We start from the raw sequence: 13117 nt of genomic DNA, 5'->3' as shown, positions 1-13117 counted from the left end.
TCGTCCCAGAAGACGGGCTCCGCTCGACGATGACAGCAGTACCGTCTATTACATTCGCGGCGGATTCGATTATCTATTAGAAGTTAGACTCAGACAACACCGCCGCTTAAAATGCGTGTAACTTCAACATTCACTACGCGGCGTAATACATAATCTATCCCGGCTCCAAAATATCAGACGCCGCGCTCTGAACTGGCCCGCGCCTGTCTTGTCGAGCGCAGAGAGGAACGAAGTAGTTACTTTGTATCGAGTTGCAGACATACCTACGGTTTATCGTGCATTACGAAGTTACTGTTCCTCGGTTTATGATTATTTTACAGAGAAACGAAATGACGACTTAAAGTTTAAAGATGTGCTTTTTTTTAAAAAATCGTTAGACGAATTTCACCGAAACCTTCGCATAATCTCTTCCATCGACATGTACATCAGTGTTGGATGCTGAAGGGGATCTTTGTACGGCTCTTCGCAGGCAAAGAGCTGATCAATCAGAAGCTCCATCTCCTGTTCAGTCAGGCGTTTGCCTCTTGGAATAGCTGTCCTTGATGCAAATGCTATCGCCACTTTCTCCCGGGCCTCAAGCTTCAGGGTTTTATCCAGATCGCGGTATTGATGAAGCATATCCCTCAGTACCTGACGCTCATCTCCAATATCGATATCGGCCGGCACTCCGTTGATAATGGCTGTATTTCCACTCAGCAGGTCTATACTAAAACCCATTCGCTGAATGATGGGAAGCAGCTCTTCAAGCAGTGAAAATTCAGATGCACTCAACTCAATCGTACGGGCAAACAGCAGCTGTTGAGTAAACGGCAGGGATTCTTCTGTAGCACTCAATGTATTTTCGTAAATAATCCGTTTATGCGCCGCGTGCTGATCAATTACCGTCAATCCGGTACGGGTTTGAGTTAGAATATACCGGTTGTGAAGCTGCCAGAAGGTTTTATCGCGGCTTGCAGATCTGCTCTTACTCTCTTCATTCTGCTCAGCTTCCCCGTAAAGCTGTCGCGCTGATTCGTCTCCATCCTGTCCCGACGATTTTCCGAAATTGATCCTCGAAGGAAACTGAACCGGCTCTGAAGGGCGACCCCGCTGCTGGAAATGCTGACTCCCGGTGTTGTCGCTTTGACCAATCTGATCAAAACTGAGATCAAAATCATTTTCCATAAAGTCGGATTTCCCGACATCCGGAACTACAAAATGTTCATTGAGTGCTTTTTTTACAACCGATCGCACCAGCTGCGTGATGCTTCGTTCATCATCAAATTTCACTTCCATCTTGGCCGGATGCACATTTACATCAACCTGGGAGGGTTCAATTTCCAAATAGATCGCGTAAAAGGGATACTCATTCTGCTTTGTCCAGGCATCGTAAAGGCTCAAAATCACATAGCTGAGATATCGGTGCTGAAACGGCCGGCCGTTCACAAATAAAAACTGTTCACCGCGCGACTTTTTTGCCAGCTTTGGGTCGGCAAGCAACCCATGAATTTTTACATAGCTGGTCTCTTCACTAAATGGTATCAGGCTGGCACGATACTGCTTACCGAATATATCGGCCACTCTCTGCTTCAACTCCTGGTTAGGCAAGTGATAGATTCTATCACCATCGGCATGCAGTTCAAATTCAATATCGGTATTCGCCAAAGCGATGTTTTGAAACACGCGAATAATGTGTTTCAGCTCCGTAGCATCGGTTTTTAGGAATTGACGTCTGGCGGGGACATTATAAAACAGGTTTCGAATGGCAACGGAGGTTCCATCATCTGTTGCAACAGGCTCAAAGCGTTTCTCCCCTCCTCCCCAAATCTCAAGTAGAATTCCTGATTCATCTCCCATTCTTTTGGTTTTCATCTCAACCTGAGAGATGGAAGCAATGGATGCCATAGCTTCCCCGCGAAACCCCATCGTTCGGATACGAAACAGATCTTCCACAGATTGAATTTTCGACGTGGCGTGACGTTCAAAACAGAGTCGGGCATCTTCGGGAGTCATTCCACTCCCGTTATCTATAACCTGAATGAGTGTCCGACCGGCTTGCTGTACAATTAGCTTGATTTTATCTGCACCGGCGTCAACGGCATTATCGAGAAGTTCTTTAGCTACAGAAGCAGGACGCTGTATCACTTCGCCTGCTGCAATTTTGTTGGAAAGCTCCGGAGGCATCGTGTGAATAATAGACTGCCCCTTATCTTCGGTTTGATTCAACTGCTTAACTTTGAAGATTTTTGTTTCAATTGCTTATAGGATATACATCAAAAATATAACCGCGGCGAGTCCAACGGCATAAACCAAAATTCGAACATTCTGACTTTTCTCACGCTGCCTGCGGCTCAAACTTCGGGTTTTGATATGGATGCGTCTCTTTCGTTTTTCCTCCTCTTCAGGATCATAATACCTGAGAGGCATATCAAATTTTTTGGGCTTGGTTCTGCGCCCCATCATAGGTCTGATCATAATAAATCTCCGTTATTTACCTTTTAACGAACAAAAACGCACTGTGGTGTAAAGATACAATTTGAACCGCGAAATGTGCATTTTTTTCTGTAAATCCACTCGTTATACTTTAACATACTTTAACCCTCAATCCACTGATTCGTTTTTAATCTATCTCAGCTCGTTATCCAATTTTTGAAATAGTTTCTCATATCTAAAAAAGTAAGCCTTTCCGGAATTTTCATCTTATCCGAACTTAAAATAAAAAAACCCTCCCGGTTTATGGGAGGGCTGAAATTATTATGAATGAAAAAGATCTCAGGCTACTATGGGCTCTTTCTTTATCTGCTCTGCATCCCACATTCTCTGAGTGTTCTCCATTGCCTTCCGGCCAATCTCTTCAGATTTGTCCGCATCCAGATCGTTTGATTCCCGGGCAACAACCAGTGGCAACACTCTGCTGATTTCAGTAATAACAGGTGTTATTTCACCAAGATGATTTAAAGCAAGATCTGCCAAGTCGCTATCATCTGACGCCAAGGCGTGTGTGTGCAACATTGTATAACCTGTTGCCAGCATGGAGAGCGCTGTGTAATCATCTCTTAACATTTTGGATACCGGATCTTTTCGTACGGTATCGATAAGTCCGGCCGCTAGTCCTGAAAAACTGCCGAGCAGTTCCTTGAGATCTGATTTTCGTCCTCCGCCTAATTTATCGAGATGACTTTCGAGTGCGTCGATCTGATTTCTGAGTATCTGATCAAGCTCGTTCATCAACTTCATGGCATCATTGTCACTCACCCTTTCACTGGTGCGCTGCTTCTTCACTGCATTAAAGAGATGAGTTTCAAGAGTTAATAGATCTGCTGTATAATCTTTTAATTTATCTGTAGACATAGTAAACTGTTTTTTTGCTTTGTGATTCACTCTATCAACAAATCTAATTAGTTAATAATTCGACACTTATGCATGCATGAACAGCTATTTAATACTGCTTTCTATTGATTTCCATTTCAAGTTCAAAATCGTTATCCAACTCTTTTTCTCGCAGAGTGCCGCTGAATACTTCGCTGAGTTTTGCAGAGACCTGAACGCCACACTATACTTATATACTCGCCGGTTTTAAAATTTATTCTGCGCCGAATTAGATCATAGAACTCTCCTTGTTCCCAGATACTTTCCGGCCCAATACGGTTCAGATAAGTTAGAAATCATCACTCCGTTTGATACGGATGCGTGCAGAAAATCGCCATCCTCCATTGCTATCCCCACGTGCAGTACATTCCGGCTTGTTCGGAAGAAGATCAGGTCGCCCGGCCGTATACTCCCTCTTCTCACTCCCGAACCTTCCCCAAGCTGTTCACGTGTATTCCGTGGCAGATCCTCGCCGAAAAAATCGCGATAGACAACTTGGATAAATGCCGAACAATCAATTCCGTTCATGCCGGTTCCGCCTAAACGGTAAGGAGTTCCCTCCCACTCACGATGGGCGCTGTGAAGCTGATTAACAACTCGGTCAAATGAGGAAACAGAAGAAGCAATTGGCGTGTTATCTGAAGCTGAAGGCTGGAACTGAGGAGTGCCATCACGCGGCACAACACCGCAACCGGTCAGCAGAAATAAAAATATGATAATGCCTGGATATTGTTTCGTTGCCATAGAGCCTTTCAGGTTCACAATTTGCAATGGGATGTTGTATCTTTGCGCTAAAACAAAAGAATAATACAAAACCATGCAATTACTTGTAAATATCGATCACATCGCAACTCTGCGCAATGCTCGCGGTGAAGGTTATCCCGATCCTATTGAAGCTGCCAGAGTTTGTGAAGATGCCGGAGCTGCCGGTATCGTATTCCACCTGCGGAGTGATCGCCGTCACATACGTGATGAAGATGTCTACCGATTAAAAAAATCTGTGAAAGGTGCTCTCGATTTTGAGATGGCCGCCACAGAAGAGATGATTGAAATTTGCAATGAGATCCAACCGGAACTGTGTACTCTTGTTCCCGAAGGCCGCGAGGAGCTTACAACTGAAGGCGGCCTCGACATGAAAAAAGTTTATAATGACTTTGAAAGCAGGGTATTCCCGAAGTTTGAGGGAACCGGTATCAAAACAAGCCTCTTCCTGGATCCTAACCCTGAAGACATTAAACTTGCCCATCAATTAGGTGCTGATGGGATTGAACTCCATACCGGTGTTTTTGCTAATGCAAAGGATGATAAGAGCCGGAAAAAAGAGCTCGTTCGCCTTAGAGAAGGAGCTGAGCTGATTCATGAGCTGGGCATGATGGTTAACGCCGGACACGGCTTAAATCTCGACAATTTGCCCGCTTTAATTGAAGAAGTACCTCATTTGAACGATATCAGTATTGGGCACGCGTTGGTATCCAAGTCCGTCTTTTGGGGATTGGAGCGAACGGTGAAGGAGTATTTGAAGATTATGGGTGGATAGTTGAATTGATAACTACTGACACATTCCTTAATTCCATACGCGTTTACGTAATATTTTCTTATGATGTGTTTGAAGATTTGAAGCTGTCCAAAAAGTATTTATGTTCGAAGATCTACCTGAATTTTTTAGTTTATTTTTAATTTTTATGAAACATGCCCTTCGTGCTACTTCGTGTCCTGCCTTCGTGGCAGAACCGCGATTATCCACGAAGTCTAAATCAAAAGGTTCACGATGTAAACTTAAATAATAAAAGCACCCATATTTCAAATACACCTTTTTGGACAGTCTCATAAACGAATGGTTCAAACAGGTCAGGTTTTTTTTCACACTTTTTTATTGATCATCCCCCTAAATTCCCCTTCAAAGGGGGACTTTTTATCACTTTAACCAAATAGACTAATTTGACTGATCAACCACATAAGTCCGGATATGTAGCTCTCATTGGGAAACCGAATGCGGGTAAGTCTACGCTGATGAATCATATTCTGGGCACGAAGATATCCATTACTACACACAAACCTCAGACTACCCGTCACCAGGTAGTGGGAATCTATTCGGATGATGACACTCAGATTATCTTTTTGGATACGCCCGGTGTAATCTCTCCGAAGTATGAGCTTCAGCGTGCGATGATGAATACGGTTGAAAGAGCCCGTGCAGATGCCGATGTAATTCTGTTCATTTTTGACCCGACCGACAAATTTCCAACGCATGAGGTGATTGAGCTTTTAAGAAGTATCAACAAGCCGATATTTCTGGTCGTAAATAAGATGGATCAGGCGAGCCGATCTCGAGCAGAAGCGAAAGTTGAGGATTTAAAAGAGAAGTTACGATTTAAGGAGATTCACTACGTTTCAGCACTTCAGGGTAATGGAGTTAAAGAGTTGCTGGAGTCGATACGCACTCAGCTAATGCCGGGGCCGCCCTACTACCCAAAAGAGGACTTAAGCGAACATCCGGTACGATTCTTTGTATCGGAACTCATCAGAGAACAGGTTTTCCTCCAATTCCAGGAAGAGATACCCTACTCTTGCACGGTGGATGTAATAAGTTACGAGGCCGATGAAGATATAGACCGAATAAGTGCGGATATCATCGTCAATCGAAAATCGCAAAAAGGAATTTTAATTGGGAAAAAAGGAGCTGCGATTAAAGAACTGGGTATTAAATCGCGCGAAGCCATTGAGAATTTTATAGGCAAAAAAGTATTCCTGGACCTTCACGTTAAAGTGCGCGAAAAGTGGCGGGAAAAGGAGAACTGGGTTCGGAATATGGGATATTGACAATTATCTCAGACAAGTTCATATTTATCCGGTATTACAAATCGTTACATTTTTTTGCTCTACATTTCAGCATAACAAGAACTAAACGTCCATCCATCTATGAAGAATTTTGCTAATTCACTATTTCATTGTCTGATCCTCGTCGCTTTTGTTATTACATCGGCAACGGCTCAGCAGTCAACTCTCACCGTTCCTGTAATTGAAGACGGACAAGCCCAGGCTATCGAAGAGTTTAGTAACTCCGAAGAGTGGATCCGCCACGATCTGTGGGTTGAAACAGAGTTTGATACAGACGGAGATGGTGAATTGGATCGCATGCATGTTGCTGTTACACGCCCTGCTCAAACAGAAAACGGTGACTTGAAGCTGCCCGTCATCTATGAAACGAGCCCATATTATGCAGGCACGGCCAGACCGCCTTACGATTTCTTCTGGGATGTAAAACAGGAACTTGGCGAAGATCCTCCAACCCGAAAAACGGGGCCCGAGATTCAAAGACGTGGAGAACGCCCGATAATTTCCAATTCACACATCTCTACTTGGGTTCCCCGTGGATTTATCGTCGTTCACTCAACGTCGCCCGGAACCGGTCTTTCTGATGGTTCTCCAACTGTTGGTGGCGAAAATGAAGCCCTGGCTCCGAAAGCAGTAATAGAGTGGCTCAACGGTAAAGCGAATGGATACACTACTCGTGATGGAAATGAGCAAGTAGAAGCTTTCTGGACAAACGGAAATGTGGGTATGACCGGAACTTCATACAACGGATTTTTGCCTTTTGCAGCCGCAACTACAGGAGTTGACGGATTGAAAGCCGTGATTCCGGTTGCCCCTGTCACCTCTTTCTATAAGTATTACAGATCCAACGGTCTGGTTCGATCACCGGGAGGATATTTGGGTGAAGACGTCGATGTTTTATATGACTTTATTCACAGCGGTGACGAATCAAAACGGGAGTATAACAACCGTACAGTGCGAGACGGAATTATGGCTGAAGGTCTGGACCGTAATACAGGAGATTACAACGATTTTTGGGAAGACCGCAATTACCTGAAAAAGATGGACAATTATAAGGCTGCAACTTTGATGGCGCATGCTTTCAACGATTGGAACGTAATGCCGGAACACAGCTTTGAGGCGTACAAGCAGCTCAAAGAGATGGGAGTTCCTGCTATGGTCTACTACCATCAGGGAGGTCACGGAGGCGAACCTCCGCATGAACTGATGAACAAATGGTTTACACGCTATCTTTTTGAAATCGAAAACGGTGTAGAAGAGTTGGAAAGAGCCTGGATCGTTCGCGAGGGTGATGACCGGGAGAATCCTACTGCATATGAAGATTATCCACATCCGAATGCCTCGCCTGTCACTTTTTACCCGACTTCCGGAGCACCTGAGCGAGGCGGATTGAGTTTGAATCAATCATCAAATCAGGGAACAGAAACTTTGGTCGATAACTACTCCTTTACCGGCTCTGCATTGGCTCAGGCTGAGTGGACTAACCATCGTCTGATTTATACAACACCTGAACTTTCCGATTCAGTACATATCTCAGGCCAGCCCTCGGTTACTGTAACTATGGCAAGCAACAAACCCGCAGCAAACCTCACTGTTTGGGTTGTATCCCTACCCTGGAATGACGGGCGCGGCTCTCAAATTACCGACAATATTATCACCCGCGGCTGGGCAGATCCGCAAAATTACAGATCTCTTAGTGACGGCGAGCCGCTCGAACCCGGTGAATTTTACACCGTGGAGTTTGATCTCCAGCCGGATGATCAGATCATCCCTGCAGGTCAGAAAATCGGACTGCTGATTTTTTCCAGTGATAAAGAGTATACCCTTTGGCCGCAACCGGGTACGGAGCTAACCATCGATCTCGACAGAACATCATTTACTCTGCCGGTAGTACATGGAGCGGACGCCTTCTCGGGTATGAATTAGACAGTGCAAACCTGAGATTACTAATTCAAATTTTGATTATTTACTGATTCTAAAAAAATTATTTGCTTTATAATTAAAGACCGTTCTATCTTAAGAGCAATGAAAATTACAAACCAACATAGCGCAACTTTTATGATCTGCACCATGTGTATGTGTATGCATAATCACACATAGTGCAGAGGGTACATTTTCATTAAGAAATTTGAAAAGCTCTCTGGAAACAGCAGGGCTTTTTTCGTTCAGGTAACTGAACATCGTTCTTTTTCAATCTGAGTCTTATCAAGAAAGGTGGAGGGACAGGCCCTGTGAAACCTTAGCAACCGTCCCGACAATTGAATTGTCGGGAGACAGGTGCTAAATCCTGCCCGTTTTGATTTTCAATAATCAAAATTGGGAAAGATAAGAAGCCGGCACCCCTGTAGATACTGCAGGTTCTGTTTAAGCCTCTTCTGAAAATCTTTCCCACAGGATTTTCGGAAGAGGCTTTTTTTATTTCATGATTTCAAAATATCTCATAACCTCAATCAAACAGAACCATGAGCAGCAACGGACAATCCAAAAACTACCGATTCGAAACCCTACAACTTCATGCCGGTCAGGAACCCGATCCCACAACGGGGTCACGGGCCGTTCCGATCTATCAAACCACATCCTATCAATTCAATGATACCGATCACGCAGCAGATCTTTTCGGGCTGAAAGAGTTTGGAAATATCTATACACGCATCATGAATCCAACCACGGATGTGTTTGAAAAACGAATAGCAGCTCTCGAGGGCGGAGCGGCAGCTGTTGCCACGGCATCCGGACAATCAGCACAGTTTTTAACCATCACAACCCTTGCACAGACCGGTGACAACATTGTAGCAACTCAAAATCTTTACGGCGGAACTTATAATCAGTTTAAGGTTACACTTCCACGCCTGGGCATCGATGTGAAGTTTTCTGAAAATGATGAGCCCGCAGAATTTGAAGCTCTCATCGACGACAATACCAAGGCGATCTACGTAGAGAGCATTGGGAATCCGCGCGGAAATGTGCCCGATTTTGATGGAATTTCGGCTGTAGCCAAAAAGCACGGCATCGCACTGATTGTGGACAACACTTTCGGAGCCGGCGGCGCTATCGCACGTCCGATCGATCACGGAGCCAACATTGTGGTGGAGTCGGCCACTAAATGGATTGGCGGCCACGGTACAAGTATCGGCGGCGTAATTGTGGATGCAGGAAACTTTGACTGGGGAAATGGACGCTATCCGCTTTTCACCGAACCGGCACCCGGCTATCATGGTCTAAACTTCTGGGAAGTATTCGGAGAAGACGGTCCGTTTGGAAACATCGCTTTTGCTATTCGCGCACGCGTTGAAGGTCTCCGCGATATCGGTGCAGCACAATCTCCTTTCAACAGCTTTCTGCTGCTTCAGGGATTGGAAACACTCTCACTACGCGCCGAGCGTCACACCACAAACACTCAAAAATTAGCCGAGTGGCTGCAGGAACAGGACGCCGTATCGTGGGTAAACTACACCGGACTGCCGGATCACCCACATCACGAAAATGGCAAGAAGTATCTCAGAAACGGACGCTTTGGAGCCGTTCTCACCTTTGGCGTGAAAGGAGGCTACGATGCCGCACGATCATTCATTGAAAGTGTGGAGCTTGCAAGCCATCTGGCAAATGTGGGTGATGCCAAGACATTGGTGATACATCCCTCCTCAACCACTCACCAGCAGTTGAGTGATAGTGAGCAGGAAGCCGGAGGTGTTAAAAAAGACCTGATTCGCGTTTCCGTTGGCATTGAGCACATCGATGACATTATTGGTGACTTCGAACAGGCTTTTGCCAAAATCGATCAAAAAAGAGAAGAAACCACACCAACAGCCTAAATCAATGGGATGTGAATTGATTTGAAATTCTTTCACATCCCGTCTTTTTAGAAAAAATTTTAAATATATCACCCTTAAATGAACCAAGGAATTCATATCAGCGAGCTGGAAAAACCGTTTATCACGGAATCCGGATTTCGCTTTGAACATGCTCCTGTTGCTTACAAGACGTGGGGTAAACTCAACTCTGCCGGAGATAACGTCATTTTGGTTTTTCACGCTCTTACGGGTCATGCCGCAGCTGATGAGTGGTTTCCGGGAATTTTCGGTGAAGGTAATGTCTGTGATCCGGATGAGCATTTTATCATCTGTATCAACGTGCCGGGCAGCTGCTATGGATCTGTTGGTCCGCAATCCATCAATCCTGAAACAGGTAAACCGTACAGAAATAACTTCCCCGAAATCACAATTCGGGATATGGTCCGATTTCAGCAGCAGTTTTTGGATCAGATTGGAGTTTCAGGAATAGAGCTTGCTATCGGCGGTTCCATGGGAGGAATGCAGGCGCTGGAATTCATCATTATGGATCGCCGTGCTCGTTCAGCTGTACTGATCGCCATGGGGAAAGCTCATACTCCATGGGCGATCGGTATCAGCCATGCCCAAAGAGCTGCTATTACCAACGATCCCAATTGGAAGAATGGAAACTACGAACTTGAAAATGGTCCTTTTAAAGGAGTTGCTGCTGCCCGGATGATGGCGATGATCACCTATCGGGCTCCTGAAGACTATAACCTAAAATTCGGACGCAAACTTCAGAATGAGGATGGTCAATTTCAGATCGAATCCTACCTCAACTATCAGGGAGAAAAACTGGCCAAGCGGATGGACGCCCATACCTACATCACCCTGACAAAGGCCATGGACTCTCACGACATTGCCCGTGGCCGTGATGACTATGAATATATTCTGAACCGAATAGACATACCGGTTCAAGTGATTGGAATCAAATCAGACCACCTCTACCCTGTTTCTGAACAAAAAGAACTTGCTGAATTTTTACCCAACGGACGATATGCGGAGATCAGCTCCACAGCCGGTCACGATGGATTCCTGATTGAGTTTGAACAGCTCAACCAAATTATCAACCCCTTTATTCAACGAAAAGAACTTTTAATCTACTGAAATATGTCACATCTGCACGCCATCAAAAAAAACAGGACACCCTTTTCCAAACCCAAACCGGTGAAAAAAGTATTTATAGCCGGCGTTGGTGCTGTAGGCTGCACTCTTGTCAAACAGCTTGAAAACCATCCCTCACTTCGTGTTGTTGGAATTTGCAATTCCCGGCATGTGAAATGGTTTAGAAGCGAAGAGGCAAACTATCAAAGAAGAGAGCTGCAAAGTGCGCCGGATAAGGATTGGTCTGAGGTAATCCAAAAATTGATCTCCTATAAACAGGGAAGCGTCATTTTTGTAGATGCCACCGGAAGCCTGGAAGTATCAAACCTTTACTCGAAGCTATTTGAAAATCAAATTCACGTAGTAACTGCAAGCAAACTTGCCAACACTCAAAGCCAGGAATCGTTTGAACACCTGCATCAACTTGCCCATGATTATGATGTGGAGTTTCATTACGAGACCAATGTGGGGGCAGGTTTGCCCGTTTTGAGTACTATTAAAAATCTGATTGCTTCAGGTGATGAAATTATCGAAATCAGCGGTGTGGTTTCAGGAACCATGACCTACCTCTTTTCAGAATTGGAAAATGGTGCGCCATTCAGTGAAACGGTTAACAAGGCCCGTACCCTGGGCTATGCTGAGCCGGATCCCAGAGACGATCTTTCGGGCGAAGATGTTGTCAGGAAGTTTATGATTCTGGCCAGAATCTGCGGCGTTCGAATAGAACGTGAAGAAGTTAATGTAGAATCACTGATTCCCGGTCATCTGAAAAATGTAGACGCTGCTCAATTCCTTGAAGGATTAGCTGAAGTGGATAACAGCTGGCAGAAGAAAATAACCAGGGAAAAAGAAGCAGGCCGGGTTTTGAGGTATACAGGTAAACTTCAAAATGGAAAAATTGATGTCGGCATTGAATCAGTTCCGAAATTATCCGCTCTGGGAAGTTTGTCGGGAACCACGAACCTGGTTACGATCAGAACCAAAAGATACAATGACCAGCCACTTACTATTCAAGGACCGGGTGCGGGGAAGGAAGTTACCGCTGCGGGTGTATTGGCGGATATACTGAAAATCTAAAGAGTACATAACTTGAGTTCGATATAACTTTATCGATAATCGTCAGTTTGAGCGCCGTTTCGACCGTTATTCTGGTCGGAACGGAGTCGAAAACACGTTTCGACTTCATTTCGAGGAAAAACACCCTTGAAATTGTGCAATATGACGTCTTGCATCATTTGAGGCATCTTTATCTCGAACTCATGTTAACATAAAAAAACCTCCCGATTATTAGTCAGGAGGTTTTATAAAGTCAGTCTACATCCTATTTCACACTACCGGCAACTACTGCAGGAACAGTAGAAATTTGAGCATCAGGATCAAATTTCTCAGGTACGGCAAACAGCACAATTGCCAAACCATTTCCATCGGCTGATCTCATTGAACTTAAAACCTTACGCCCGACTTCAATGGCCATCTGCTCTATTTTGCGATCGGATTCGATAAATGTGTCAGTAGGGAAAAACGTATCAGTAGGAAAAAAGATGTCTGAGGGAAAAAATGTATCAGTGGGAAAATACTTATTCAGATCACCTTCTAATTGTCGGCCACTCATCATCATACTTAAAGATGCAGGACGATCTGACATCATCACCCGATAGGAATTCTTTCCAACCACTCCTCTTTCTCCTAAAACGTACATCAGAAGCTTACCACTCAATTCATTCATTTTTTCTGCCTTAACAGTCAGCCGTCCGTTATCCACAAGCCACTTTGCAAGTTCATCAGCTGAAATTCCTCTCTCTCCAATATTTGAGACCAGCATTTTATATTGTGATTCACTCAGTTCCAGATTAAGCTCAATTCTGTTTTGAGCAAAAATCTGACTGCCTGATAGAATCAACAGAATAAAAACAGCTGCAATTTTACCGATTCGATTTCTCATGTTAATGGTTTTTTTAAGTTTTACTGTTTATTCGACTTAATCGACTTTGTATTTGAAT

At 44.5% G+C, this 13117-nt stretch carries 11 protein-coding genes and 1 riboswitch; of the genes, 6 read left to right on the top strand and 5 right to left on the bottom strand.

Annotated elements, in window-relative coordinates; translation table 11 throughout:
• Window positions 1-384: 384 nt before the first annotated feature.
• The 4 genes from mutL to U5K35_RS11245 form a co-directional block, all read right to left on the bottom strand.
• The gene (mutL, locus tag U5K35_RS11260; RefSeq protein WP_322571560.1) at window positions 385-2205 is read right to left on the bottom strand and encodes a DNA mismatch repair endonuclease MutL; all 1821 of its coding nucleotides are present in this window, start codon (window positions 2203-2205) and stop codon (window positions 385-387) included.
• Between the two features lie 33 nt (window positions 2206-2238).
• Window positions 2239-2454, bottom strand: a complete 216-nt coding sequence (locus U5K35_RS11255) for a hypothetical protein (protein WP_322571559.1) — start codon at window positions 2452-2454, stop codon at window positions 2239-2241.
• A gap of 297 nt (window positions 2455-2751) precedes the next feature.
• A complete protein-coding gene (locus U5K35_RS11250; RefSeq protein WP_322571558.1) occupies window positions 2752-3330 on the bottom strand; it encodes a hypothetical protein in 579 nt (192 codons plus the stop codon).
• A 252-nt stretch (window positions 3331-3582) separates the two neighbouring features.
• On the bottom strand, window positions 3583-4092 hold the full coding sequence (locus U5K35_RS11245) for an NlpC/P60 family protein (RefSeq protein ID WP_322571557.1): 510 nt from the start codon (window positions 4090-4092) through the stop codon (window positions 3583-3585).
• 73 nt (window positions 4093-4165) lie between these two features.
• Here U5K35_RS11245 and U5K35_RS11240 point away from each other — a divergent pair, with 73 nt between their 5' ends.
• The 6 genes from U5K35_RS11240 (at window position 4166) to U5K35_RS11215 (ending at window position 12194) form a co-directional block, all read left to right on the top strand.
• Complete coding sequence (locus U5K35_RS11240) at window positions 4166-4885, top strand: pyridoxine 5'-phosphate synthase (RefSeq protein ID WP_322571556.1); 720 nt, start codon at window positions 4166-4168, stop codon at window positions 4883-4885.
• A gap of 401 nt (window positions 4886-5286) precedes the next feature.
• Window positions 5287-6168: a GTPase Era gene (era, locus tag U5K35_RS11235; protein WP_322571555.1), complete on the top strand. Its 882-nt coding sequence runs from the start codon at window positions 5287-5289 to the stop codon at window positions 6166-6168.
• A gap of 99 nt (window positions 6169-6267) precedes the next feature.
• Window positions 6268-8109 (top strand): Xaa-Pro dipeptidyl-peptidase, encoded by a 1842-nt coding sequence (locus U5K35_RS11230; RefSeq protein ID WP_322571554.1) that lies wholly within the window; start codon window positions 6268-6270, stop codon window positions 8107-8109.
• Between the two features lie 273 nt (window positions 8110-8382).
• Window positions 8383-8515: riboswitch (SAM riboswitch) on the top strand.
• A 130-nt stretch (window positions 8516-8645) separates the two neighbouring features.
• Window positions 8646-9995: an O-acetylhomoserine aminocarboxypropyltransferase/cysteine synthase gene (locus U5K35_RS11225; protein WP_322571553.1), complete on the top strand. Its 1350-nt coding sequence runs from the start codon at window positions 8646-8648 to the stop codon at window positions 9993-9995.
• Window positions 9996-10073: 78 nt separating this feature from the next.
• A complete protein-coding gene (gene metX, locus U5K35_RS11220) occupies window positions 10074-11120 on the top strand; it encodes a homoserine O-acetyltransferase MetX (protein ID WP_322571552.1) in 1047 nt (348 codons plus the stop codon).
• A 3-nt stretch (window positions 11121-11123) separates the two neighbouring features.
• Window positions 11124-12194 (top strand): hypothetical protein, encoded by a 1071-nt coding sequence (locus U5K35_RS11215; RefSeq protein WP_322571551.1) that lies wholly within the window; start codon window positions 11124-11126, stop codon window positions 12192-12194.
• 244 nt (window positions 12195-12438) lie between these two features.
• Here U5K35_RS11215 and U5K35_RS11210 read toward each other — a convergent pair whose 3' ends face one another.
• The gene (locus tag U5K35_RS11210) at window positions 12439-13059 is read right to left on the bottom strand and encodes a hypothetical protein (protein ID WP_322571550.1); all 621 of its coding nucleotides are present in this window, start codon (window positions 13057-13059) and stop codon (window positions 12439-12441) included.
• Window positions 13060-13117 lie beyond the last annotated feature (58 nt).

Origin of the sequence: Rhodohalobacter sp. (genome assembly GCF_034521535.1) — a bacterium.
Lineage (GTDB): Bacteria > Bacteroidota > Rhodothermia > Balneolales > Balneolaceae > Rhodohalobacter.
Note: the sequence above shows the minus strand (reverse complement) of the source record. Positions and strands in the feature narration are given on the sequence as shown.

Excerpts from the sequence above, each read along its gene's own strand:
- U5K35_RS11255 (WP_322571559.1), bottom strand. The coding sequence starts at position 2,454 with ATGATCAGACCTATGATGGGGCGCAGAACCAAGCCCAAAAAATTTGAT.
- U5K35_RS11250 (WP_322571558.1), bottom strand. The coding sequence starts at position 3,330 with ATGTCTACAGATAAATTAAAAGATTATACAGCAGATCTATTAACTCTT.
- U5K35_RS11245 (WP_322571557.1), bottom strand. The coding sequence starts at position 4,092 with ATGGCAACGAAACAATATCCAGGCATTATCATATTTTTATTTCTGCTG.
- U5K35_RS11240 (WP_322571556.1), top strand. The coding sequence starts at position 4,166 with ATGCAATTACTTGTAAATATCGATCACATCGCAACTCTGCGCAATGCT.
- U5K35_RS11230 (WP_322571554.1), top strand. The coding sequence starts at position 6,268 with ATGAAGAATTTTGCTAATTCACTATTTCATTGTCTGATCCTCGTCGCT.
- U5K35_RS11225 (WP_322571553.1), top strand. The coding sequence starts at position 8,646 with ATGAGCAGCAACGGACAATCCAAAAACTACCGATTCGAAACCCTACAA.
- metX (WP_322571552.1), top strand. The coding sequence starts at position 10,074 with ATGAACCAAGGAATTCATATCAGCGAGCTGGAAAAACCGTTTATCACG.
- U5K35_RS11215 (WP_322571551.1), top strand. The coding sequence starts at position 11,124 with ATGTCACATCTGCACGCCATCAAAAAAAACAGGACACCCTTTTCCAAA.
- U5K35_RS11210 (WP_322571550.1), bottom strand. The coding sequence starts at position 13,059 with ATGAGAAATCGAATCGGTAAAATTGCAGCTGTTTTTATTCTGTTGATT.